This is a genomic window from Bacillus sp. N3378-2at (genome assembly GCF_033412715.1).
Lineage (GTDB): Bacteria > Bacillota > Bacilli > Bacillales > Bacillaceae > Bacillus > Bacillus subtilis.
In genome coordinates this window covers 935,130-957,475 of sequence record NZ_CP117986.1, presented here as the reverse complement: position 1 = coordinate 957,475, position 22,346 = coordinate 935,130, and the positions used below count along the sequence as shown (strand labels likewise).

The window sequence follows — 22,346 nt, the reverse complement described above, 5'->3', positions numbered from 1 at the left end:
AGGCGAAACAATGGCAGATCATCATTTTTATTTAAAAGCGAATTGGCCGGGTAACCGCAATGATGTCGGTACGATTGAAAGCGGAAACCTGATCACATCGATTTCCATTCCTAAAGAAATGGATGGCCCGGGAGAAGGGACCAACCCAGATGAAATGCTTCTCGGGGCGGCAGCGACCTGTTACATTATTACACTTGCAGCGATGATGGAGAGAAGCGGGCTGGAAAAAGAAGACTTACAGATGGAGTCAGAAGGCATTGTCGACGTCACAAAAGGAGTCTTTACATACAAAAAGATCATTCACCGTCCCTCTGTCGTGCTTAAACATGATGCTTCACAAGACGACGTCGCATTGGCGCACAAGCTTTGTAAAAAAGCGGAGTCGTCATGCATGATTTCGCGTGCAATTCAAGGAAATGTCGTGCTGCAGCTTGAAGCCTCTGTGAAACTGGGTGGAGAATAAAGAAAACAGACGGTCACTCACAGGCCGTCTGTTTTTTATCTTCAGCGTGGGCTTTCGATTGATTTAGCACGATCACGCCTGCAATGACAAGCGTGAGACCGAATACACCTTTTAAACTGATGGTTTCGCCAAAAAGCAAAAACCCGACAATTGCTGTAAGCGCGGTACCAACGCCCGACCATGTTGCATACGCGCTTGATAAGTCAATTGTTTTTAAAGAAAAGCTTAGAAACGTAAAAGCAGAAAGAAATCCGACTATGACTCCGGCAATGGGCCAGGCTTGTGTAAATCCTTCTGAAAGCTTCAACATCGTGCTCCCAAACACTTCAGATACAATGGCGAGAGCCAAATAAAGCAATCCTCTCATCTTCATCACTCCTTTACGGCCAATTAAGTAACACGACCCCTGATAGTAATAAAAGAATCCCGATAAGCCCTTTGGCATTCAGATCTTCCTTGAACCATTTTACTCCGATCACTGTCGTCAGCACTGTGCCCGCCCCGCTCCAAGTCGCATAGGAGAGGCTGAGGGGAATATGGTTTAAAGTCAGGGACAGCATATAAAAGGCGAGGGAATAGCCAATGACGACCAAAGCACTTGGCTTCCACTTTTTGAAGCCATCAGATACTTTCAGCATGGCTGCTCCTATCGATTCCGAACATATGGCAATCGTGAGGAATATATATCCTATCAACATCATGAATTCTCCTCACTATATTTTTAGATTAGAAAAAACTTCAGCTAGAAAAATATTAGTGTATGCCTATGTATGAGTCAAGAGATTCATTTTCACACACTTAAAAAGACCCCTTTTTAAGGGGCCTTTTGCGTTTAATAATAATAATAAGGGAACGGGGCATACGGATAATAGGGGTATCCGCCATAAAAATAAGGATTAAATAAAGCGCTTCCTATAAGCCCGCCTGCAAGGCCGCCGATAAACGGTCTTCCAAAAAATCCGAATGGCCGGCCAAACCCATAACCAAATCCGGGTCTTCCAAATCCATAACCGAACCCGAACGGTCTTCCAAACCCAAATGGTCTCCCGAATCCGAACGGTCTTCCAAATATTCTTGTATCTTCAGGGCTGAAATGCTCTAACTCGTTCATGTTTTCTTTCCTCCTGTAATAAAGTGTAGATGATGCAGTGTATTCACCCTGCCCGGATTTGATTGGGGGAATCGAGGAAAAGGAGGATGTGAACACATTGGGCCTGTATCAGTCTGACTGGTCAAAAGCACCGCCCCACGCACATGCCTATCATGTCAAAACAACGAGAGAACAGGGCCATTATCATCTCATTGAAGGGTTTACTCAGCCGGCAAACGGATCAAATACCGATCAGCATACACATTACTATACAGGGATCACTTCATTTGAAAACGGCCATTTTCATCGGTATTACGGAATCTCAGGGCCGGCGATTCCCTTAGCAGATGGCACACATTATCATGAAATCGAAGAAACGACATATCTGGCTTATAACGAGCCGATTGAGATCCAGTACGGAGGGGTTGTGTACGATCCCGGAGATGACAGAAGAAAAACGCATCGTCATAACCTAAAAGGAAAGACAAGGGAAATTGTCGGCAATGAGCCGCTCGGCTGGTAGAAGGATGTTTACCGAAGCAAAAAAAGGGCAAAATGGATAGGTGGTTGTCCATGTTGAATGCTATAATGGGGGGAGATTTATAAAAGAGAGTGATACATATTGAATAATACGAAGCAGCCCGTTGTCATTTTAGTCGGACCGACGGCAGTGGGGAAAACCAATTTAAGTATTCAGCTAGCCAAATCCTTAAACGCAGAAATTATCAGCGGAGATTCGATGCAGATTTATAAAGGGATGGATATTGGAACAGCTAAAATTACCGAACAGGAGATGGAGGGAGTGCCCCATCATCTGATTGACATTTTAGATCCCCAAGACTCTTTCTCTACTGCCGATTATCAAAGCTTAGTAAGAAATAAAATCAGCGAGATTGCAAATAGAGGAAAGCTTCCGATGATTGTCGGTGGTACAGGGCTTTATATACAATCTGTGCTTTACGATTATACATTTACGGAAGAGGCAAATGATCCCGTGTTTCGAGAGAGCATGCAAGTGGCCGCTGAGCGGGAAGGCGCTGACTTTCTTCATGCCAAACTTGCTGCAGCAGATCCCGAGGCAGCAGCTGCGATTCATCCGAATAATACAAGAAGAGTCATTCGCGCACTGGAAATTTTACATACGTCTGGAAAAACGATGTCCCAGCATTTGAAGGAACAAAAACGAGAACTTCTGTACAATGCAGTGTTAATTGGCCTGACAATGGATAGAGACACGCTTTACGAAAGAATTAATCAGCGGGTCGATTTGATGATGGAGTCAGGCCTTCTTCCGGAAGTGAAACGCTTATACGACAAGAACGTGAGAGACTGTCAATCAATACAGGCGATAGGCTATAAAGAGCTGTATGCATATTTTGACGGTTTTGTGACACTTTCCGATGCTGTCGAACAGCTAAAGCAGAACTCGAGGCGGTATGCGAAACGCCAGCTGACGTGGTTTCGCAACAAAATGCAGGTCACATGGTTCGATATGACACCGCCTGTTGATATGGAGCTGAAAAAAAAGGAAATTTTCACACATATAGCAGGAAAACTCGAACTTTAATCGAAACTGTATGATATAGAGAATCAAGGAGGACGAAACATGAAACCGATTAATATTCAGGATCAGTTTTTGAATCAAATCCGGAAAGAAAATACGTATGTCACTGTTTTTTTGCTGAACGGCTTTCAGTTGCGGGGCCAGGTGAAAGGCTTTGATAACTTTACCGTATTGTTGGAATCGGAAGGTAAGCAGCAGCTTATATATAAACATGCGATCTCAACGTTTGCGCCGCAAAAAAACGTCCAGCTTGAACTCGAATAGATCAAAAATGCCATGTCAAGACATGAGGAAAGGCTGCCGGGGGTTCCCGGCGGCCATTTTTAACATGAATCCACTTTTGCCCCAAGCTTTTTGTGTAAGCTGACCATGCCAAGGCACGGTCTTTTTTTATGAGAACAACATACGGAAGTAAAAATGGTATATTATGTATAAAATGAATTTGGGGGTGATCGACCTTGTTTGAAAGTGAAGCAGAACTGAGACGAATCAGGATTGCACTTGTATGGATAGCTGTCTTTTTACTGTTCGGGGCGTGCGGGAATCAAGATACCATTATTGAAACAGACAGCGGCAATTCAGACTATGAAACGCCTCAGCCCACCTCGTTTCCACTTGAACATAACCATTTTGGCGTGATGGAGGACGGCTATATCAAAATTTATGAGTATAATGAGTCCCGCAATGAGGTAAAGCTGAAGAAAGAATACGCGGATGATGAGCTTGAATAAAATTCACAAGCATTCGAATTTACAAAGCGGATTCCAGCCGCTAAACTAAATACTGACACAGATCAAACAGAGGGTGAAAACATGAAGCATAAAGTGATCGTGAATCATTGGGAAGAAATTTGCGAAGATGATTCTTGCTATGAATACGGAACAAGTATCATTGTGAACGGAAAAGAATTAATCAGAGAAGCGTCAATTATCACTGCTTTGAAGGCGGTTTTAGAAGAGATCGGCGCGGATGTTGAAATAGAAGAAACAGTAGAGAGCGAAAAATGCTGTGATAGCTTAAGAAAAAAAAATCTAGACTACTAAGCAGTTTTTTTTCATGTTATGATATACATCGGCTAAAAACGACACCCCGAGTAGGACGAGAGATGATTCTCGTTCTGCTCTCTTTTTTGGGCCCTAATGAGTCTGCCCGTTTGCCTGATTTGATCAAAATATGAATTTTTCATAAAAACGAATCTATATATTGTGTTTTTGCTAGAGGGTAGTATACTATATATAGTGTTAGTGGTGAGAGATTCATATTTTTTGATAGGTCGTGATAAAACGTGGTACAAATCATATTTGATTCGAAAACAGGGAATGTTCAGCGGTTTGTGAATAAAACAGGCTTTCAGCAGATACGCAAGGTGGACGAAATGGACCACGTGGACACTCCGTTTGTTTTGGTCACCTACACGACAAACTTCGGCCAGGTACCGGCATCAACACAATCATTTCTCGAAAAATACGCCCATCTCTTATTAGGAGTCGCTGCGAGCGGCAACAAAGTATGGGGCGATAACTTTGCAAAAAGCGCCGATACCATTTCAAGACAATATCAGGTGCCGATCTTGCACAAATTTGAACTCAGCGGCACATCTAAAGACGTTGAATTGTTTACTCAGGAGGTAGAAAGAGTTGTCACAAAATCAAGTGCCAAAATGGATCCAGTTAAATAACGAAATCATGATCCAAAAAGATGGAAAATTCCAGTTTGATAAGGATAAAGAGGCTGTACATAGCTATTTTGTAGATTATATCAATCAAAACACAGTCTTCTTTCACGATTTAAAAGAGAAGCTGGATTATTTGGTTGAAAATCAATACTACGAAGAGGAATTCTTAAGCCTTTATTCTTTTGAAGACATTAAAGAAGTGTTTAAGACAGCTTACGCTAAGAAGTTTCGTTTTCCTTCCTTCATGAGTGCGTTTAAATTCTATAATGACTATGCTTTGAAAACGAATGACAAGAAAAAAATCCTCGAGCGTTATGAGGACCGGATCTCAATTGTTGCGCTGTTCTTCGCTAACGGCGACACTGAGAAAGCAAAAGAATATGTAAACCTGATGATCAATCAAGAATATCAGCCGAGCACACCGACATTTCTGAACGCCGGCAGAAAACGCCGCGGTGAACTTGTGAGCTGCTTCTTGCTGGAAGTCAATGATTCCTTAAACGACATTTCAAGAGCGATCGATATCTCCATGCAGCTTTCTAAACTGGGCGGAGGGGTTTCTCTTAACCTGTCCAAGCTTCGCGCGAAAGGTGAAGCCATTAAAGATGTTGAGAATGCGACAAAAGGCGTTGTAGGCGTCATGAAGCTTCTTGATAACGCGTTCCGTTACGCTGACCAAATGGGACAAAGACAAGGATCCGGCGCGGCGTATTTAAACATTTTCCACCGCGATATCAATGATTTTCTCGATACGAAAAAGATTTCTGCGGATGAAGATGTGCGTGTCAAAACGCTTTCGATCGGTGTTGTCATTCCGGATAAGTTCGTTGAGCTTGCACGCGAGGACAAAGCGGCTTATGTATTCTACCCGCACACGATTTATAAAGAGTACGGCCAGCACATGGATGAGATGGACATGAACGAAATGTACGACAAATTTGTCGACAACCCTCGGGTGAAAAAGGAAAAAATCAACCCGCGGAAACTGCTTGAAAAACTGGCGATGCTTCGTTCTGAATCAGGCTATCCATACATCATGTTCCAAGATAACGTCAATAAAGTGCATGCGAATAACCATATTTCCAAGGTCAAATTTTCTAACCTTTGCTCTGAAGTGCTGCAGGCATCTCAAGTTTCTTCATACACAGACTATGATGAAGAAGATGAAATCGGTCTGGATATTTCCTGCAACCTGGGTTCGCTTAACATTCTAAATGTCATGGAGCATAAATCAATCGAAAAGACAGTCAAGCTTGCGACAGACTCTTTAACACACGTGTCTGAAACAACTGACATCCGTAATGCGCCTGCTGTAAGACGGGCAAACAAAGCGATGAAATCAATCGGCCTCGGTGCTATGAACCTTCACGGCTACCTTGCGCAAAACGGCATTGCGTATGAAAGTCCGGAAGCGCGTGACTTTGCAAACACGTTCTTTATGATGGTGAACTTCTACTCCATCCAGCGTTCTGCGGAAATCGCAAAAGAGAAGGGTGAAACGTTTGATCAATATGAAGGCTCAACCTATGCGACAGGTGAATACTTTGACAAATACGTTTCTACTGATTTCTCACCGAAATATGAAAAAATAGCTAATCTGTTTGAAGGTATGCATATCCCGACGACAGAGGACTGGAAAAAGCTAAAAGCATTTGTGGCTGAACACGGTATGTATCACAGCTACAGATTATGCATTGCGCCGACAGGCTCTATCTCATACGTTCAATCAAGTACGGCGTCTGTTATGCCGATTATGGAACGCATTGAAGAACGAACATACGGCAACTCAAAAACGTACTACCCAATGCCTGGGCTTGCATCTAATAACTGGTTCTTCTATAAAGAAGCCTACGATATGGACATGTTCAAGGTTGTGGATATGATCGCCACTATCCAGCAGCACATTGATCAGGGAATCAGCTTTACATTGTTCTTAAAAGACACAATGACGACCCGTGATTTAAACCGAATCGATCTGTATGCACATCATAGAGGTATTAAAACCATTTACTATGCAAGAACGAAAGATACTGGGCAAGATAGCTGCCTTTCTTGTGTTGTTTGATTAAAGGAGAGTTTATAGTGACAAAAATTTATGACGCAGCAAACTGGTCAAAGCATGAAGACGATTTTACCCAAATGTTCTATAACCAAAACGTGAAACAGTTCTGGCTTCCGGAAGAGATTGCTTTAAACGGCGATCTCCTCACATGGAAGTACCTCGGAAAAAATGAGCAGGACACTTATATGAAGGTACTGGCCGGACTTACGCTTCTTGATACAGAGCAGGGGAATACGGGGATGCCGATCGTGGCTGAACACGTAGACGGCCACCAGCGGAAAGCGGTGCTGAACTTTATGGCGATGATGGAGAACGCTGTCCATGCGAAGTCGTACTCTAATATTTTCATGACCCTTGCACCGACTGAAACGATCAATGAAGTATTTGAATGGGTTAAACAAAATAAATATTTGCAGAAAAAAGCGCAAATGATTGTCGGGCTTTACAAAGCCATTCAAAAAGATGATGAAATTTCACTGTTCAAAGCCATGGTTGCTTCCGTCTATCTGGAAAGCTTCCTTTTCTACAGCGGTTTCTATTATCCGTTATATTTCTACGGACAAGGAAAACTGATGCAAAGCGGTGAGATCATTAACCTGATCCTTCGTGACGAAGCGATTCACGGCGTGTATGTCGGTCTCCTTGCTCAGGAAATTTATAATAAACAGACAGAAGAGAAAAAAGCAGAGCTTCGTGAATTTGCGATTGACCTTCTGAATCAGTTATATGAAAATGAGCTTGAGTATACAGAGGACTTGTACGATCAAGTCGGACTCTCACACGATGTAAAGAAATTCATCCGCTATAATGCGAATAAAGCGCTGATGAATCTTGGATTTGATCCATACTTCGAAGAGGAAGATATTAATCCGATCGTATTAAACGGATTAAACACAAAAACAAAATCGCATGACTTCTTCTCTATGAAGGGGAATGGTTATAAAAAAGCGACAGTTGAGCCGCTCAAAGATGATGACTTTTATTTTGAAGATGAAAAAGAGCAGATATAATATCTGCTCTTTTCGGCTTGAAGGTTCAAATGAGGAGGACGCAGTACCCATGGGAAAAATGGACGAAATGATTTTAGTTGCCCCGCGCGATGATGTGTTTAAGAAAGAAAGCTTAACCTTCCAGGGCGTGTACAGTGAAGATAGCAGAGTAGCCGAAATCATGGCTCAGATTGAAGCGGCCTATCGTGAAATGAGAAGAGGGGACGCAGAAGAAGATCCGCGTTTCAAGCAGCCGATACCTTATGTCGTCATTAAGCGTGAAGATGAAGTTTTTCTTTACGAGCGGCTGGCTGGCGGCGGTGAATCACGACTGCACAACAAGCTTTCTCTCGGCTTTGGCGGTCATATGAACGCCATCGAAGGGGCAGCTTCATTTGCTGAAGTCTTAAAGCTGAACACAGACCGTGAGCTTGAGGAAGAACTGCAAATAAATGAAGAAGATAAACAGGCGATTGTCACACTGGGATTGATCAATGATGATGAAAATAGTGTTGGCAAAGTGCATATCGGTATTCTTTCTGCGCTTCAATTAAAGCCTGGCGCACAAGTGGAAGTGAAGGAGAAAGAACAAATTGCGGGTAAATGGATGAAAGTTTCTGAATTAAAACAGGATGACATCTACAACCGTCTGGAAACATGGTCACAGTTTGTTGTTGATATTCTTGAATAAAAAAACCCGGTTTCTCGCGATGAGGAGCCGGGTTTTTTTATGAGACGCTCGTCCCAGTCTCGGCTATGATTCTAGGATCACAATAGCGTCAAAGCCGGCATTTTTCGCTCTGACAGCCAGGGTGTCTGCATTGTCTTTGGATGAAAATGCGCCAATCTGCACTTTGTATAATCCGTCCTTTAAAAGGACAATCGAGTCAAAACCTTTGGCTTCGGCTTTACTTGCGAGCGAGTCGGCATTCGCTTTGACTTTAAATGCGCCGATTTGAACCTTATATAACCCTAAGCTGGAAGTCTTTTTAAGGTTAAAGGCTTGCTCCAGCCCGTTTGCATGTCCTCTCGCTAAGCTTTGAATAAAACTGCTCGTTTTCAGCTTATTTGCATCGGAAACGGTATCAATGAAGCCGTTCTCGGTCAAGAGGGCAGGCATTGCCGACTCCCTTAGGACGTGGAAGTTCGCTGTTTTTTTGCCGCGATCGGCAAAGTCGACAGCTTGTATCACTTCAGAGTGAATTGTCGATTGATAAGTCGTCGTCGGGGCTCCTACATCTGGATAAATATAGCTTTCAAAACCTGTGCCTCCCCCGGAATTAACGTGAATGGACAAAAAGAAATCTGCTCCCCAGTTATTTGCGGCATTTGTCCGGTCGTTTAAGCTGACATATTGGTCGCTTGTCCGGCTCAGCAGCAGAGAAACGCCTTCATATTCATTAGTTAATATCGTACGTAAGGCTAAAGCGATTTGCAGGGTTAACGTTTTTTCCTGAAGGCCATTACCTGTTGCGCCTGGATCAGACCCGCCATGGCCAGGATCAATAAAAATTTTAACCATTTTTCATCACCTCATTACAGGATATGAAAAAACACGGCTTCTGCTTGTACGATTATCATTCAACTGAAAAATGAGGAAATAATCCTTTCACATCCAGAAATTATTTCTCGGGAAAGCGCACAATTCAACATGAAGCGACAACAGATACGGTCTGAAATGAAATATGTACATATACCATATGTTTGTATGTACTTTGAGTTCGGTTAACCTGCACTGATTCCTGCTGGTTTTAAGCTTTGCGTTCATATTAAATCAAGCATTTGAAACGTAAATTGATGAGAAAAGCTCCTTTCATTAAAGACACCACTTTATAAATCGAAAAAAAGAAAAACACTTCAGGTATCTTAGGGCGGATAATACGCTTCGTACAAAAAACAGCCCGTTGGATGAAAAAAGGATTGGCGAATGGAGAAAATAATGAAAAAGAAGTTCACCATAATACTCTGACAAAATGATTAAAAACAAAATCTCATGGTTTGTCCACCCCATGTCCGTGAATACAATAAGAAATAAAGTATTTCTCGGGAAAGCGCAGGGTTCCTTATTGTTCCCGAAAAAAGCAATTGTTTCGACACATGATAGGCGTTTGTCACAATCGGCATCCGCTTGAATATCATATAGAGAGAACAGAGAGGTGAAGATGTTGGAGCGCGCTGTGACTTATAAAAACAACGGACAGATCAACATTATTCTGAACGGGCAAAAGCAGGTGCTGACGAATGCTGAGGCAGAAGCGGAATATCAGGCTGCATTGCAAAAAAACGAAGCAAAGCACGGCATTTTGAAGGAAATCGAAAAAGAAATGAGCGCATTAGTTGGGATGGAGGAAATGAAACGCAACATCAAGGAAATATACGCTTGGATTTTTGTGAACCAAAAACGCGCGGAGCAAGGCTTGAAGGTTGGAAAGCAAGCGCTGCACATGATGTTTAAAGGAAATCCGGGAACGGGAAAAACGACGGTTGCACGGCTCATCGGCAAGCTGTTCTTTGAAATGAATGTCCTGTCAAAAGGCCACTTAATAGAAGCGGAGCGGGCTGACCTGGTCGGGGAGTATATCGGACATACCGCCCAAAAGACGAGAGATTTAATCAAAAAGTCATTAGGTGGCATTTTGTTTATAGACGAAGCCTACTCGCTGGCAAGAGGCGGCGAAAAGGACTTTGGGAAAGAAGCGATCGACACACTTGTAAAGCATATGGAAGACAAACAGCATGAGTTTATTTTGATACTCGCCGGATATTCACGGGAAATGGATCATTTTCTCTCGTTAAATCCCGGACTCCAATCAAGATTTCCCATCTCCATTGATTTTCCGGATTACTCTGTGACCCAGCTCATGGAGATTGCGAAACGAATGATCGATGAAAGGGAATACCAGCTCAGTCAAGAAGCTGAATGGAAATTGAAAGATTACTTAATGACAGTGAAAAGCACGACAAGTCCCATTAAATTCAGCAATGGACGTTTTGTCAGAAATGTGATCGAAAAATCGATCAGAGCACAAGCCATGAGGCTTTTAATGGGAGACCAATACTTAAAAAGCGACTTGATGACCATCAAAAGCCAAGATCTTTCCATTAAAGAAGAAGCATCTGGATCTGCATAGACCTCTCAGTTTTTGAGAGGTCTGTTTTTTGCTCGTATTTCCGCTTTTCAAAGCAATCGATTTGTGGTATACACATGCAGGGTTTGGTATGATAATACTACTGCCCAATATGCAAAAGAAAGGAACATCCATTTGAACGAACAAGAAACGATTCAGGAGAAAGCCATTTTAGTCGGATGTCAGCTGCCGCATATCACGGATGAGCATTTTGAAAATTCTATGGAAGAGCTAGCATCTCTGACGAAAACAGCAGACGGAAAAGTACTGACCAGCGTCACACAAAAACGGAACAGGGCTGACGCCGCTACATATATAGGAAAAGGGAAGGTAGAAGAGCTGAAGGCACTGGTGGAAGAGCTTGAAGCTGATCTCCTCATCTTTAATGATGAACTGTCGCCAAGTCAGCTGAAGTCATTGGCAACAGCAATTGAAGTGAAGATGATTGACCGCACGCAATTGATATTAGATATTTTTGCAAAGCGGGCGAGAACGAGAGAAGGCAAACTTCAAATTGAGCTGGCTCAGCTGCAATATGCACTGCCGCGTCTGACGGGACAAGGGATCAATCTCTCCCGGCAAGGCGGAGGAATTGGGGCAAGAGGTCCCGGGGAAACGAAACTGGAAACCGACCGCCGCCATATCAGAAATCGCATTCATGAAATCAACACACAGCTTTCCACTGTCATTCGCCATAGAAGCCGATACCGTGAAAGAAGAAAGAAAAACGGTGTGCTTCAAATTGCGCTTGTCGGCTATACAAACGCAGGGAAATCAACATGGTTCAACCGCCTGACGAGTGCTGACAGCTATGAAGAAGATCTCCTGTTTGCCACGCTGGACCCGATGACCAGAAAAATGGTCCTGCCAAGCGGCTACAGTGTTCTTCTTTCAGATACAGTAGGATTTATTCAGGATCTTCCGACGACATTGATTGCTGCATTCCGCTCAACGCTTGAGGAAGTAAAAGAAGCGGATTTGATCCTGCATTTAATTGATTCTTCAAATGAGGATTATGCGGGACATGAAAAAACAGTGCTTCGGCTGCTTGAGGAGCTTGAAGCAGATGATATCCCGATGCTGACGGCTTACAATAAACGTGATCAAAAACTGCCTGATTTTATACCGTCCGCCGGAAGGGATCACATTATGGTCAGTGCGAAATTTGAGGACGACGCTGCAGCCTTTAAAGAAGCGATTCAGCGCTATTTGCGCCAAGAACTGTTAACGTCTTTTGAAGCACATGTGCCGGCAAGTGAAGGGAAGCTCCTTTCCAGAATCAAATCGGAAACGATGGTAGACCGCTTCTATTTTAATGAAGAAAATGAACAGTATGACATATCCGGCTATGTCCAAGAAGAGCAAAGTATCATCGGTGAATTAAAGAAGTATATGTAGGAAGGAAATATAAAGACATGTTTGACACATTAACACACGGAGAATTATTGAAGAAAACGGCAATGGAAGTGGAAGCGGACATTGCCGGCATTCATAAACAAATAGAAGAAATCAGCGAGCGAAATGAGTGGAGAGTGCTTCAAAGCTATAGAAAACACAAAGTAAGCGACACTCATTTCATGCCGTCTACTGGATACGGCTATGATGATATCGGAAGAGACACGCTTGAAAGCATATATGCGGATGTGTTTGGCGGAGAAGCGGGGCTTGTAAGGCCGCAAATCATTTCAGGCACACATGCGATCTCAATTGCTTTGTTCGGTGTCCTCAGACCGGGGGACGAGCTCCTTTATATCACGGGCAAGCCGTATGATACGCTAGAGGAAATTGTGGGCGTCAGGGGTGGAGAAAACGCTGGATCGTTAAAGGATTTTCAAATCGGCTATAATGCGGTTGATCTGACGAAAGACGGAAAGATAGACTATGATGCAGTCGCCGCTGCGATCAATCCGAAGACAAAAGTAATCGGCATTCAGCGCTCAAAAGGATATGCGAATCGCCCTTCTTTCTTAATTAGTGAAATAAAAGAAATGATCCGTTTTGTAAAAGAAGTCAATGAAAACCTGATCGTCTTTGTGGACAACTGTTACGGAGAATTTGTGGAAGAGCTTGAGCCATGCCATGTTGGAGCCGATCTGATGGCGGGATCTCTCATTAAAAATCCCGGCGGCGGCCTTGCGAAAACAGGCGGCTACCTCGTCGGAAAAGCGAAATGGATTGAAGCTTGCTCATACCGTATGACGTCACCTGGCATCGGCAGAGAAGCGGGGGCATCTCTTTACTCGCTCCAAGAAATGTACCAAGGCTTCTTTTTGGCGCCTCACGTTGTGTCTCAAAGTTTAAAGGGAGCGGTGTTTACAGCGAGATTCCTTGAAAAACTCGGCTTCACTTCAAACCCGAAATGGGATGCGAAAAGAACGGACTTAATACAATCCGTTGAGTTTTCAGACAGAGAAAAGATGATTGCTTTTTGCCAGGCTATTCAATTTGCATCGCCAATCAATGCTCATGTGACGCCTTATCCAGCCTACATGCCGGGATACGAGGATGATGTCATTATGGCAGCAGGCACGTTTATTCAAGGAGCAAGCATCGAATTATCAGCTGATGGCCCTATCCGCCCGCCGTATGTAGCGTATGTTCAGGGAGGATTGACCTATTCGCATGTGAAGAATGCCATATGCAGTGCAGTGGATTCATTGATGGAAAAGCAATTAATTTAAATTTTTTAAAAACTTCTCTGAATTTGATGTTAAGAATCCTTACATCGTATTGACACATAATATAACATCACCTATAATGAAACTAAGTTAAGAAAAGGAGGAAATTGAGATGAGTGATAATATTCGCCGCTCAATGCCTTTATTTCCAATAGGAATTGTCATGCAGTTAACTGAGTTATCAGCAAGACAAATTCGATATTATGAGGAGAATGGACTGATATTTCCAGCCAGAAGTGAAGGGAATAGACGATTATTTTCATTTCATGATGTAGATAAACTGTTAGAAATCAAGCACCTGATAGAACAAGGTGTAAACATGGCAGGAATTAAACAGATTCTGGCGAAAGCCGAAGCCGAGCCAGAACAAAAACAAAACGAGAAGACGAAAAAACCAATGAAACATGATCTGTCCGATGACGAACTGAGACAGCTCCTGAAAAACGAGCTCATGCAAGCCGGCCGTTTTCAAAGAGGGAATACATTCCGTCAAGGCGACATGTCCCGCTTCTTTCATTAATCCGTTAGCAACTGTTTTGCTATATACATTTACCTTTTAAGAGGAGGAATTTTACCAAATGGCAAATTACACTAGAGAAGATATCGAAACATTAGTAAAAGAAGAAAACGTGAAGTATATCCGCCTTCAATTTACTGACATTCTTGGAACAATCAAGAATGTTGAGATTCCTGTAAGCCAGCTTGGAAAAGCGCTTGATAATAAAGTCATGTTTGACGGTTCTTCTATTGAGGGATTCGTTCGTATCGAAGAGTCAGACATGTACCTGTATCCAGATCTAAATACATTTGTTATCTTCCCATGGACAGCTGAAAAAGGTAAAGTAGCACGTTTCATCTGTGATATTTATAATCCGGATGGCACACCTTTCGAAGGTGACCCGCGAAACAACTTAAAACGGATTCTGAAAGAAATGGAAGACCTCGGCTTCAGTGATTTTAACCTTGGACCTGAGCCTGAATTCTTCTTATTCAAATTGGACGAAAAAGGCGAGCCAACGCTTGAACTAAACGACAAAGGCGGATATTTCGACTTAGCGCCAACTGATTTAGGAGAAAACTGCCGCCGCGATATCGTGCTTGAGCTTGAAGAGATGGGCTTTGAAATCGAAGCGTCTCACCACGAAGTAGCACCTGGTCAACACGAAATCGACTTTAAATATGCTGGAGCAGTCCGCTCTTGTGATGACATCCAAACTTTTAAACTAGTTGTCAAAACAATTGCCCGCAAACACGGCCTGCATGCGACATTTATGCCAAAACCATTGTTCGGTGTGAACGGTTCAGGTATGCACTGCAATCTATCACTCTTCAAAAATGGTGTTAACGCATTCTTTGACGAAAACGCAGATCTTCAGTTAAGTGAAACAGCGAAACACTTCATTGCAGGTATCGTGAAGCACGCAACAAGCTTTACAGCAGTAACAAACCCGACAGTAAACTCTTACAAACGTCTTGTTCCTGGCTATGAAGCACCTTGCTATGTAGCATGGAGCGCGCAAAACAGAAGCCCGCTTATCCGTATCCCGGCTTCTCGCGGCATCAGCACACGTGTTGAAGTACGCAGCGTAGACCCAGCTGCAAACCCATACCTTGCACTTAGCGTATTGCTTGCTGCAGGTTTAGACGGTATCAAAAACAAACTGGAAGCGCCGGCTCCAATCGACCGCAACATCTATGTGATGAGCAAAGAAGAGCGCATGGAAAACGGAATCGTTGACCTTCCAGCAACACTTGCGGAAGCACTAGAAGAATTCAAATCAAACGAAGTCATGGTCAAAGCGCTGGGCGAGCACCTATTCGAACACTTCATCGAAGCAAAAGAAATCGAATGGGATATGTTCCGCACGCAAGTTCACCCTTGGGAACGCGAACAGTATATGTCTCAGTATTAATCTCTCAATCCCTTGGCACTAGTGGTGTCAGGGGATTTTTAAATTTTGGTCAAAAGATTAAGAGAACAATATTTTTGGTCCTTGACCAAAATATGACCAAAAAAATTTGAAGTTATGAATCTAACTCCACAATTGAGGACACGTATTTCTCGTAATCCTTTATTCGATTTTGGTCAAGTTTCTTACTAATATGTGAATAAACATCGGCAGTTACCATCATGCTTTTATGACCTAAACGTTCTTGAATGTATTTCATATCAGCGCCTGACTCTAAAAGTAAAACAGCATGTGTATGCCGTAATGCGTGGATAGGCATTTTATTTATGTCAGCTCGCTTTAAAATACGATTAAACGCATTAAAAAGGGTGGACTTAGGTAAAAAATTCCCGTCAACTCTGCAAAATACTAAATTGAGATCATGTTTATAATCATCCTGTAACATTTGTTTATTCTCAAATTGCCACTTCTTATGTTTTTGTAAAGCAGCAGAAAGGGAAGCGCCAATTGATATTCTTCTTTTGGATTCATAAGTTTTAGTTTCGCCGAAGAGTTCAGCAGCTGTTTTTGCAGAAAAATCTAGGGTGTTTTTAATGTCTATGTAATTCTCTCTTAAGTTGATATCTGTCCATTGAAGAGCAGCAGCTTCACCTTTACGCATACCGGTCTCTATGAGCGTTCTGAAAAAAATGTAATATATATAGTTATACTTATATGCTTCCTGAAGAAATTTCGGAATATCCTCAGAAAGCATGTATTCGAGTGTACCTTTTTTCTTTTCATTCTTATTTGATATTGTGGCCCCGTAACAAGGGTTTTTTGCTAATTTTCCTATGATGACAGCTTTACTAAAAGCGTTAAACATTGTACCGTGTATAATTTCCACAGTGCGTTTGCTGTACCCCTGATCAGTTAAAAAGTTAAGGAATTTTTGATACATAATAGGTTTAATATCTGTAATCTTGATGTTTTTGAAGTAAGGAAGAATATGATTCTTGATGTTTCGTTCGTGGAGTTCATATGTATTCTTTCTAACGGTGTCTTTTTTGTATTCATGTAGCCAACTAAATAAAAATTGCTCAAGCGACATGGTTTCTGTATCAAATTCAAATCCAGCAGCTATTTGCTTTTCTTGTTCTGCAGCAGCTTTTTGAGCTTCTTTCTTTGTTTTAAAACCACTTTTTGATTTTATTTTGTATTTGAGAGTAAAAGGGTCCTTATAGGACACACGATATTCCCACTTGTCTCCTCGCTTTCGGTATGTAGCCATTATTTATCATCTCCATTATTAAAAAGGTAGCTCTTCTTTTTTTCTACTTTCATATTCATGTTCCCAATCTATTAAAAGTTTGTTTAAGTAGAATGTGGAGGCAGAACCACAGCGTTCACAAAAACGTGCATTTCCTTCCAAAAGATTTTGGCAGCCTTCTTCCTCATGCCACATTATTCGATTTTGTGAATTATGATGTGTAAATTCATCTACTGAAAGACCCGTACATTTGTTAATCAAATAAGTACCGCATACATGACAGTAATCCCCATATACTTGTTCATTTGCACATGTTGGACAATCAACGGCTCTACTATTATTGTCTAATATAAATTTAGTGTATTCCATATGTTCTTTCTCCCCCTGTATTAAATTAACGCTCCCACATACTTTACAGTATGAAGCTTGTTTACTTATAAAAAAACACGAACAATTCAAACAAGTTTTTCCGTATTTGTGTTTATGTATAAAATCTCTAAATAAGTTATGCGTAAAATGGTCTTTAGAATAACTTATCCCTCTATTGATTCCATTTATGAAAAAATTTAAAATGTTGTTTGCTGCTTCGAATGAAACATTAAAAATATCTGAAATTGTATTTGGATCGGTTGGTTTTAATTGATAAATTAGGCTCTGAGGTGCTAATAGATTTCTTGCAAAGCAATTAGCTTCTTTTTCAAAAACATCATATTCCTCTTCTGTGAGTGAATTTCTTGTATATATTGCTTTGTTGGTTATTTCATTGTGTTTTAGCATGAAGTGGCCTAACTCATGAGCGATAGTCCAACGAACTCTCCCTAAATTTTCAATGGTATCGTTATATAAGATGAGGTATTGCTGTCGATTTTTTAAATACCAACAACAACCTTCATTACTATTAGTTAGCTCACACACTTCCTCAATTGTATATCCCCACTTTTTAGCAAACCAAGAGTACTTTCTAAGTTTTAAATTAGAGAATTGCTTTGTTAGTTTTTTAAATTTAACAGGGAAATCTCTGACGTCAGCTAGTTGAAGCAGTTTATATGCTTCTCTCTCAGCTTTATCGTAATTCGGTCTAAATATCATCTTCATCGTCATCTTCCTCGAAAGCGTCCACGAAAGACAATTTTATCATTTCAACCATGCGTTCCATTCTATCGCGGTCAGCACTATTCTTTAATTTTGTTTTTGCCCTTTGTATTTGTCTTAAATCTTCGTCTAACGGATCTAATTTTCCAATTGGATTATCTGAACTTCCTAATAAAAAATCGGTAGTAACTCCAAATATCTTAGATAGCTCTAATATTACGTTTCCTGGAGGAATAACACGTCCTGCTTCATAGTTGGCTATATTAGTTCTTTTCATTTCTAATCTTTCAGCAAGTGCTTCCTGTGAAATGTTAATGGCTTTTCTACACTGTTTTATGCGCATTCCCATGCGCTTTTTTTCTTCTGGATTCATTTAAGAAACCCCCAAATAAATAAAATTCATTTTAAATGACGTTTTTAGGGTTGACGTGTTTTTAAATGACGTGTTAAGATGATCTTGTCAGTTTAAAGCACAAAAATAGAAAGGAGATCATTTAATGGATACACGTCGAAGAGAACGATTTCGAAAATATCGCAGTCAGTTTAAAATCTCTCAACGTCAGCTTTCTTTGGCCCTGAATGTTAGTGAAAGCCATATCAGAAACATTGAGAGTGGTCGTGGCAACCCAGATGTGAAACTTTTATTCCGAATAGCTAATTATTTTGGAACAAGTGTCGAAGACCTTTTTCCGGATTTAGCAGAAGAACAATTTTAGTCTCACTTATGTCATTATTATAAACCGTCATTTAAAATAACGCAAGGAAAACTGACGCTTATAACTTCAATATTTTATATTTTATTCAATTTAATGTAAAAGGAGTGGTGTTAAATGATGCCAAATGTTTTAAAAGACAATAATCAACTATTTATTAATAGTCGTGAAGTTGCGGAGATGATGGGTAAGAAACATTTCCACTTAACAAGAGATATTGAAGGTTATATACGAGTAATATCAACCAATCCAAATTTGGATTCGAGAAATTTTTTCATTCCATCTTCCTATATGGATGCAAAAGGAGAATGTCGTAAGTGTTATTTGCTTACTCGAAAAGGTTGTGACATGGTTGCAAACAAAATGACAGGTGAAAAAGGTGTTTTGTTCACAGCTGCTTATGTAACAAAATTTGAAGAAATGGAAAACAAACTTAAGCCCAACATTCCTCAGTCATTACCAGAAGCTTTACGGCTTGCTGCTGATCTTGCAGAAAAGAATGAACATCTTCTTCTGGAAAATGCACAGAAAAATCAAATGATAAATGAGCTACAACCTAAGGCATCTTACTATGATTTGGTTTTACAAAATAAATCCTTACTTTCAATCAGCAAGATAGCTAAAGACTATGGAATGAGTGGAACTAAGATGAACAAACTTCTCCATGAGTTAGGAATTCAATTTAAGCAGGGGGACTGTTGGTTGCTATATCAGAAATACGCTGATAAAGGTTACACACAAAGTAAGACTCACGCAATCGACTCTGATAAAAGCAAGCTTCACACTTATTGGACTCAGAAAGGCCGGTTGTTTATCTATGAAACCCTAAAAAATAAAAAAGGTATACTTCCGATAATTGAACGAGAAGAACGTGCATCGTAAAGGAGGTGAGTAGGGGTGATTGAATTAACAATGAAAGCTGATTCTGATTTATTTAAAAACAATTTATATGATTTGCTTCAAGAAGTGGCAGCTTCAATAATCGAGGACAATCGAAAAGAGCATGAACTTCCTTATATGATCAGTAAAGCTCAACTAGCGAAATACATTTTTAACGTCAGTTCTCAAACGCTTGACGCACATGTGATTTACAGGGAGGACTTTCCTAAATTTAAAGTAGGGGAAAGAATATTATTTCCTCGAGACATGGTTTTAGAATGGATTCGAAAAAATATGGAAGTTGTTGAGTCTATAAAGACGAGAGATTAAAGGAGGACCAAAATGAAAGAACTACCCGCACATGTTGAAGAAAGACTTTACGAATTTTTCATGAAGTACTCTGTACCACGGATTCTTAAAAAGGAGGCTAAGATGAAAAATGCTCTTAAGCTTGCTGCTTTCTTTGCAGAATTTGAGCAAAAAATGATTAAAAAGAACCGATTAAAGGTTGCTAATTTCTCTAATAGACAAATGGTGAGACAATGTCATGTCTACTTAGAACTGAAAGGATTTGAAGAATGAAACTAAATCAATTTCTTGCATCAGATAAGGGCAAAGCTAAACGTAAATTGGCATCCGCACAGTTCCTATTAAACGAACTGCTTCCAGATGAAATAGAGAACAACAATTTTGATGAATGTATTGATCTTTGTTTATCGGCTGCTGAAATGTTCAAAGACATCAAACGGATGCATCATCCTGAACAAGTCGTTCAGCTACATGAAATTGCAACTCAATTTCTAAGTAAAGGTCTTGATGTCTCAATTGTAAGGAGGCCAGCATATGAATCTTGAGCATCCAATCATAACGGAAATTAACCATTATGGCTATCCAAAAGAGTATCTCCAGTATGACCGGGATCGGGAAGAGGATGTCGATGAAGAAGATCAATAAAAAAAGCCCACACGGCAATGTGGACTAATATAAACAAAAACAATTCCATTTTAAATGGATCTCTCAACAAAATCAAATAGAGGAAGGTGTCTCATATGAATCCATTACAGGATTTTGAACTAAATGAAATTAATAACGGCGAACTGCCGGGAGACCGTCCACAATTTGAAATTACTGATATGAACAGCCTGAATTGGGCTTTCCGGAAAATAGCTGCACTTAAGTCGCAGGAAAAGGAAATCAAAGCACTGGCAGCCACAGAAAAGCAACGTATTGAAGAATGGGAAAGGCAGGAGCTTAAGCCTTTAGCTGACAGTCTTTCATTCTTTGAAAACCTGGTTAGTGTCTATCATACAAAGCAGCTGCAGGAAGACCCGAAGGCAAAAACTCTTTCCACACCTTATGGGAAATCTAAAAGCCGGACCACAAAAGCAGCGCCTAAAGAAGTGGACAAGGAAAAACTTCTGCAGCATGTGAAGGATGCCGGTATGGAGGAGTTTATAAAAGAGTCTGTGGCATGGGGCGATCTTAAGAAGACATTGACTGTCACTGAGCTTGAAGGTAAACCGATCGTAATTGATTCAAATGGACAAGCTGTCCCCGGCGTAGAAGTACAGCCAGAAACAATCAGTTTCAAAGTGGAGGTGTGATAGATGTTTCAAGTCACAAACGCTCAGCGTGAAAAAGAAAAGGCAATTGTCGGCTTTATCGGTCCGAGTGGTTCCGGTAAAACAGCCGGTGCCCTGCTGGTAGCTTACGGAATGATGCGTGAGGCATACCCAGAAGCAAGCGACGATGTAATCTGGTCGAAGATCGGCGTCGTTGATACCGAGCATCGACGCGCAAAACTGTACGCTAATTTGCAGTTTGATGAAATTCGCATCGGCAGCTTTAAGCATATTGATTTTACACCGCCATATACGACAGAACGATATCAAATGGCAGTCGAAACAATTAAGAACGCCGGAGCCGAAGTTGTCGTAATTGATTCACTCTCACACAACTGGCAGGGTGAAGGCGGAATAGTTGAAACACATGGCAGCATGTCCGGTAACTCGTTTCAAAACTGGGGCAAGCTTGCGCCGGAAACAACCAAGCTAATTAAGACGTTAACGCAAAATGATGTTCACATCTTGGCGACATTGAGAACAAAAACGGAGTATGTAGTGGAGCCCGATGATAAAGGCAAAATGGCTCCGCGTAAGGTTGGGACAAAGCCCGTCCAAAAAGATGAAATGGAATATGAGTTTATGCTCAATTTCACTATCGGCATTGATCATATGGCTGAGACGTCAAAAGACAATACGCGGATGTTTGAAGGCTCTTCAATCAAGCTAAACCCAGAAGTCGGCCGGAAACTTTATCAGTGGCTTGAGCTCGGTATTGACGTAAAGGCGGAGGAAGAAACAGAACGCGTCGGCTTGATTACTCACATCAAAATGATGATTGAGGGCAACGAAAAGGCTGCTCAAATGATTGAGGAGTTCCAGATTAAAGCAAATCAGAAGCTTGAACAATGGAATATCAAACTGGCGACAGCTGCCCTTAAGAGATTAAAGGCTGCGGGAGGTGATCAAAATGAAGCTTGAGGAAATCCGGCAGCGTGCCGATGCGGCAACGGAAGGGCCGTGGCGAATCGGGAAGCAATCACCCAACGGATTAAATAATATCGGAACAATTGGCGGATTATTGACCGCACAAACAACGAATGAAGATGACGCAAAATACATCGCACACGCCCGTCAAGACATACCCTGGTTAATTTCAGAGATTGATAGATTAAACAGTGGCATAGACAGCGTGCTTTATGATCTGAGAAATGAAGACATCACCAATCCACATATAGTGGAGCAAATTACTGAAAATCTTGTAGCAGTACTGAACGGCAAATAAAAAATTT

The 22,346-nt window shown here is 41.3% G+C and carries 30 protein-coding genes; 23 read left to right on the top strand and 7 right to left on the bottom strand.

What is annotated here, in order from left to right; all coding sequences use genetic code 11:
• The first annotated feature begins 10 nt into the window (after window positions 1–10).
• Window positions 11–463 carry an OsmC family protein gene (locus PUN35_RS05365; protein WP_014479836.1) on the top strand — a complete coding sequence of 151 codons (453 nt, stop codon included), beginning with the start codon at window positions 11–13 and terminating at the stop codon, window positions 461–463.
• 13 nt (window positions 464–476) lie between these two features.
• Here PUN35_RS05365 and ebrB read toward each other — a convergent pair whose 3' ends face one another.
• The 3 genes from ebrB to PUN35_RS05350 all read right to left on the bottom strand — a co-directional run bounded on the left by ebrB (window position 477) and on the right by PUN35_RS05350 (window position 1,574).
• Window positions 477–830: a multidrug efflux SMR transporter subunit EbrB gene (gene ebrB, locus PUN35_RS05360; protein WP_014479837.1), complete on the bottom strand. Its 354-nt coding sequence runs from the start codon at window positions 828–830 to the stop codon at window positions 477–479.
• A gap of 13 nt (window positions 831–843) precedes the next feature.
• Complete coding sequence (gene ebrA / locus PUN35_RS05355; RefSeq protein ID WP_009967307.1) at window positions 844–1,161, bottom strand: multidrug efflux SMR transporter subunit EbrA; 318 nt, start codon at window positions 1,159–1,161, stop codon at window positions 844–846.
• A 134-nt stretch (window positions 1,162–1,295) separates the two neighbouring features.
• Complete coding sequence (locus PUN35_RS05350; RefSeq protein ID WP_014479838.1) at window positions 1,296–1,574, bottom strand: hypothetical protein; 279 nt, start codon at window positions 1,572–1,574, stop codon at window positions 1,296–1,298.
• A gap of 88 nt (window positions 1,575–1,662) precedes the next feature.
• Between PUN35_RS05350 and PUN35_RS05345 the strand changes: the two genes are divergently transcribed.
• From PUN35_RS05345 to PUN35_RS05305, 9 genes are all read left to right on the top strand, one after another.
• Complete coding sequence (locus PUN35_RS05345) at window positions 1,663–2,076, top strand: YmaF family protein (protein WP_072592536.1); 414 nt, start codon at window positions 1,663–1,665, stop codon at window positions 2,074–2,076.
• 99 nt (window positions 2,077–2,175) lie between these two features.
• Entirely contained in the window at window positions 2,176–3,120 is a 945-nt protein-coding gene (miaA, locus tag PUN35_RS05340; protein WP_014479840.1) for a tRNA (adenosine(37)-N6)-dimethylallyltransferase MiaA, read from the top strand.
• 39 nt (window positions 3,121–3,159) lie between these two features.
• Window positions 3,160–3,381, top strand: a complete 222-nt coding sequence (hfq, locus tag PUN35_RS05335) for an RNA chaperone Hfq (protein WP_003221097.1) — start codon at window positions 3,160–3,162, stop codon at window positions 3,379–3,381.
• Between the two features lie 194 nt (window positions 3,382–3,575).
• Complete coding sequence (locus PUN35_RS05330; protein WP_014479841.1) at window positions 3,576–3,848, top strand: YmzC family protein; 273 nt, start codon at window positions 3,576–3,578, stop codon at window positions 3,846–3,848.
• A gap of 81 nt (window positions 3,849–3,929) precedes the next feature.
• The gene (locus PUN35_RS05325; protein ID WP_003245262.1) at window positions 3,930–4,160 is read left to right on the top strand and encodes a hypothetical protein; all 231 of its coding nucleotides are present in this window, start codon (window positions 3,930–3,932) and stop codon (window positions 4,158–4,160) included.
• A 242-nt stretch (window positions 4,161–4,402) separates the two neighbouring features.
• Window positions 4,403–4,795: a class Ib ribonucleoside-diphosphate reductase assembly flavoprotein NrdI gene (gene nrdI, locus PUN35_RS05320; RefSeq protein WP_003231758.1), complete on the top strand. Its 393-nt coding sequence runs from the start codon at window positions 4,403–4,405 to the stop codon at window positions 4,793–4,795.
• Window positions 4,755–6,857: a class 1b ribonucleoside-diphosphate reductase subunit alpha gene (gene nrdE, locus PUN35_RS05315; protein ID WP_014479842.1), complete on the top strand. Its 2,103-nt coding sequence runs from the start codon at window positions 4,755–4,757 to the stop codon at window positions 6,855–6,857. The genes nrdI and nrdE overlap by 41 nt, the downstream gene beginning before the upstream one ends.
• 17 nt (window positions 6,858–6,874) lie before the next feature.
• Window positions 6,875–7,864, top strand: a complete 990-nt coding sequence (gene nrdF, locus PUN35_RS05310) for a class 1b ribonucleoside-diphosphate reductase subunit beta (protein ID WP_003231754.1) — start codon at window positions 6,875–6,877, stop codon at window positions 7,862–7,864.
• A 49-nt stretch (window positions 7,865–7,913) separates the two neighbouring features.
• Entirely contained in the window at window positions 7,914–8,534 is a 621-nt protein-coding gene (locus PUN35_RS05305; protein ID WP_003245105.1) for a hypothetical protein, read from the top strand.
• A gap of 63 nt (window positions 8,535–8,597) precedes the next feature.
• Here PUN35_RS05305 and cwlC read toward each other — a convergent pair whose 3' ends face one another.
• Window positions 8,598–9,365, bottom strand: a complete 768-nt coding sequence (gene cwlC, locus PUN35_RS05300; RefSeq protein WP_014479843.1) for a sporulation-specific N-acetylmuramoyl-L-alanine amidase — start codon at window positions 9,363–9,365, stop codon at window positions 8,598–8,600.
• A gap of 640 nt (window positions 9,366–10,005) precedes the next feature.
• On the opposite strand from cwlC, the gene spoVK reads away from it, so the two are divergent.
• The 5 genes from spoVK (at window position 10,006) to glnA (ending at window position 15,562) form a co-directional block, all read left to right on the top strand.
• Window positions 10,006–10,974 carry a stage V sporulation protein K gene (gene spoVK / locus PUN35_RS05295; RefSeq protein WP_003231746.1) on the top strand — a complete coding sequence of 323 codons (969 nt, stop codon included), beginning with the start codon at window positions 10,006–10,008 and terminating at the stop codon, window positions 10,972–10,974.
• A gap of 132 nt (window positions 10,975–11,106) precedes the next feature.
• Window positions 11,107–12,369: a GTPase HflX gene (gene hflX / locus PUN35_RS05290; RefSeq protein WP_015483254.1), complete on the top strand. Its 1,263-nt coding sequence runs from the start codon at window positions 11,107–11,109 to the stop codon at window positions 12,367–12,369.
• Between the two features lie 17 nt (window positions 12,370–12,386).
• A complete protein-coding gene (locus PUN35_RS05285) occupies window positions 12,387–13,652 on the top strand; it encodes a methionine gamma-lyase family protein (protein WP_014479845.1) in 1,266 nt (421 codons plus the stop codon).
• A 109-nt stretch (window positions 13,653–13,761) separates the two neighbouring features.
• Window positions 13,762–14,169: a transcriptional repressor GlnR gene (gene glnR / locus PUN35_RS05280; RefSeq protein WP_003238341.1), complete on the top strand. Its 408-nt coding sequence runs from the start codon at window positions 13,762–13,764 to the stop codon at window positions 14,167–14,169.
• Window positions 14,170–14,227: 58 nt separating this feature from the next.
• Window positions 14,228–15,562, top strand: coding sequence for a type I glutamate--ammonia ligase (gene glnA, locus PUN35_RS05275; protein ID WP_031600540.1), 1,335 nt, complete (start codon window positions 14,228–14,230; stop codon window positions 15,560–15,562).
• Between the two features lie 112 nt (window positions 15,563–15,674).
• On the opposite strand, the gene PUN35_RS05270 is transcribed toward glnA, so the two are convergent.
• From PUN35_RS05270 to PUN35_RS05260, 3 genes are read right to left on the bottom strand one after another with little or no spacing between them, the layout of a single operon-like run.
• Entirely contained in the window at window positions 15,675–16,829 is a 1,155-nt protein-coding gene (locus PUN35_RS05270) for a site-specific integrase (RefSeq protein WP_033881119.1), read from the bottom strand.
• A gap of 18 nt (window positions 16,830–16,847) precedes the next feature.
• On the bottom strand, window positions 16,848–17,903 hold the full coding sequence (locus PUN35_RS05265; RefSeq protein ID WP_105778744.1) for an ImmA/IrrE family metallo-endopeptidase: 1,056 nt from the start codon (window positions 17,901–17,903) through the stop codon (window positions 16,848–16,850).
• Window positions 17,887–18,273 carry a helix-turn-helix domain-containing protein gene (locus tag PUN35_RS05260; RefSeq protein ID WP_014479849.1) on the bottom strand — a complete coding sequence of 129 codons (387 nt, stop codon included), beginning with the start codon at window positions 18,271–18,273 and terminating at the stop codon, window positions 17,887–17,889. Before PUN35_RS05260 ends, PUN35_RS05265 begins: the two co-directional genes overlap by 17 nt.
• A 124-nt stretch (window positions 18,274–18,397) precedes the next feature.
• Here PUN35_RS05260 and PUN35_RS05255 point away from each other — a divergent pair, with 124 nt between their 5' ends.
• The 8 genes from PUN35_RS05255 (at window position 18,398) to PUN35_RS05220 (ending at window position 22,339) form a co-directional block, all read left to right on the top strand.
• Window positions 18,398–18,616, top strand: coding sequence for a helix-turn-helix transcriptional regulator (locus tag PUN35_RS05255; RefSeq protein ID WP_033881118.1), 219 nt, complete (start codon window positions 18,398–18,400; stop codon window positions 18,614–18,616).
• 114 nt (window positions 18,617–18,730) lie between these two features.
• Window positions 18,731–19,495 carry a phage regulatory protein/antirepressor Ant gene (locus PUN35_RS05250; protein ID WP_014479850.1) on the top strand — a complete coding sequence of 255 codons (765 nt, stop codon included), beginning with the start codon at window positions 18,731–18,733 and terminating at the stop codon, window positions 19,493–19,495.
• Window positions 19,496–19,510: 15 nt separating this feature from the next.
• A complete protein-coding gene (locus tag PUN35_RS05245; protein WP_014479851.1) occupies window positions 19,511–19,822 on the top strand; it encodes a MerR family transcriptional regulator in 312 nt (103 codons plus the stop codon).
• 12 nt (window positions 19,823–19,834) lie between these two features.
• A complete protein-coding gene (locus tag PUN35_RS05240) occupies window positions 19,835–20,074 on the top strand; it encodes a hypothetical protein (RefSeq protein WP_033881116.1) in 240 nt (79 codons plus the stop codon).
• Entirely contained in the window at window positions 20,071–20,346 is a 276-nt protein-coding gene (locus tag PUN35_RS05235) for a YqaH family protein (RefSeq protein WP_014479853.1), read from the top strand. The genes PUN35_RS05240 and PUN35_RS05235 overlap by 4 nt, the downstream gene beginning before the upstream one ends.
• A 195-nt stretch (window positions 20,347–20,541) precedes the next feature.
• The gene (locus PUN35_RS05230; RefSeq protein ID WP_014479855.1) at window positions 20,542–21,096 is read left to right on the top strand and encodes a host-nuclease inhibitor Gam family protein; all 555 of its coding nucleotides are present in this window, start codon (window positions 20,542–20,544) and stop codon (window positions 21,094–21,096) included.
• A 3-nt stretch (window positions 21,097–21,099) separates the two neighbouring features.
• A complete protein-coding gene (locus PUN35_RS05225) occupies window positions 21,100–22,035 on the top strand; it encodes an AAA family ATPase (protein WP_014479856.1) in 936 nt (311 codons plus the stop codon).
• Window positions 22,025–22,339, top strand: coding sequence for a hypothetical protein (locus PUN35_RS05220; RefSeq protein WP_014479857.1), 315 nt, complete (start codon window positions 22,025–22,027; stop codon window positions 22,337–22,339). Before PUN35_RS05225 ends, PUN35_RS05220 begins: the two co-directional genes overlap by 11 nt.
• Window positions 22,340–22,346 lie beyond the last annotated feature (7 nt).

What these genes read in the sequence shown, in the direction of transcription:
- spoVK (WP_003231746.1), top strand. Translation starts at nt 10,006, where the DNA reads ATGTTGGAGCGCGCTGTGACTTATAAAAACAACGGACAGATCAACATT.
- PUN35_RS05270 (WP_033881119.1), bottom strand. Translation starts at nt 16,829, where the DNA reads ATGGCTACATACCGAAAGCGAGGAGACAAGTGGGAATATCGTGTGTCC.
- glnR (WP_003238341.1), top strand. Translation starts at nt 13,762, where the DNA reads ATGAGTGATAATATTCGCCGCTCAATGCCTTTATTTCCAATAGGAATT.
- PUN35_RS05220 (WP_014479857.1), top strand. Translation starts at nt 22,025, where the DNA reads ATGAAGCTTGAGGAAATCCGGCAGCGTGCCGATGCGGCAACGGAAGGG.
- PUN35_RS05230 (WP_014479855.1), top strand. Translation starts at nt 20,542, where the DNA reads ATGAATCCATTACAGGATTTTGAACTAAATGAAATTAATAACGGCGAA.
- PUN35_RS05350 (WP_014479838.1), bottom strand. Translation starts at nt 1,574, where the DNA reads ATGAACGAGTTAGAGCATTTCAGCCCTGAAGATACAAGAATATTTGGA.
- PUN35_RS05325 (WP_003245262.1), top strand. Translation starts at nt 3,930, where the DNA reads ATGAAGCATAAAGTGATCGTGAATCATTGGGAAGAAATTTGCGAAGAT.
- PUN35_RS05225 (WP_014479856.1), top strand. Translation starts at nt 21,100, where the DNA reads ATGTTTCAAGTCACAAACGCTCAGCGTGAAAAAGAAAAGGCAATTGTC.
- cwlC (WP_014479843.1), bottom strand. Translation starts at nt 9,365, where the DNA reads ATGGTTAAAATTTTTATTGATCCTGGCCATGGCGGGTCTGATCCAGGC.
- glnA (WP_031600540.1), top strand. Translation starts at nt 14,228, where the DNA reads ATGGCAAATTACACTAGAGAAGATATCGAAACATTAGTAAAAGAAGAA.
- ebrA (WP_009967307.1), bottom strand. Translation starts at nt 1,161, where the DNA reads ATGTTGATAGGATATATATTCCTCACGATTGCCATATGTTCGGAATCG.
- hfq (WP_003221097.1), top strand. Translation starts at nt 3,160, where the DNA reads ATGAAACCGATTAATATTCAGGATCAGTTTTTGAATCAAATCCGGAAA.
- PUN35_RS05235 (WP_014479853.1), top strand. Translation starts at nt 20,071, where the DNA reads ATGAAACTAAATCAATTTCTTGCATCAGATAAGGGCAAAGCTAAACGT.
- ebrB (WP_014479837.1), bottom strand. Translation starts at nt 830, where the DNA reads ATGAGAGGATTGCTTTATTTGGCTCTCGCCATTGTATCTGAAGTGTTT.
- PUN35_RS05260 (WP_014479849.1), bottom strand. Translation starts at nt 18,273, where the DNA reads ATGAATCCAGAAGAAAAAAAGCGCATGGGAATGCGCATAAAACAGTGT.
- PUN35_RS05285 (WP_014479845.1), top strand. Translation starts at nt 12,387, where the DNA reads ATGTTTGACACATTAACACACGGAGAATTATTGAAGAAAACGGCAATG.
- PUN35_RS05255 (WP_033881118.1), top strand. Translation starts at nt 18,398, where the DNA reads ATGGATACACGTCGAAGAGAACGATTTCGAAAATATCGCAGTCAGTTT.
- PUN35_RS05305 (WP_003245105.1), top strand. Translation starts at nt 7,914, where the DNA reads ATGGGAAAAATGGACGAAATGATTTTAGTTGCCCCGCGCGATGATGTG.
- PUN35_RS05240 (WP_033881116.1), top strand. Translation starts at nt 19,835, where the DNA reads ATGAAAGAACTACCCGCACATGTTGAAGAAAGACTTTACGAATTTTTC.
- PUN35_RS05265 (WP_105778744.1), bottom strand. Translation starts at nt 17,903, where the DNA reads ATGAAGATGATATTTAGACCGAATTACGATAAAGCTGAGAGAGAAGCA.
- PUN35_RS05365 (WP_014479836.1), top strand. Translation starts at nt 11, where the DNA reads ATGGCAGATCATCATTTTTATTTAAAAGCGAATTGGCCGGGTAACCGC.
- PUN35_RS05250 (WP_014479850.1), top strand. Translation starts at nt 18,731, where the DNA reads ATGATGCCAAATGTTTTAAAAGACAATAATCAACTATTTATTAATAGT.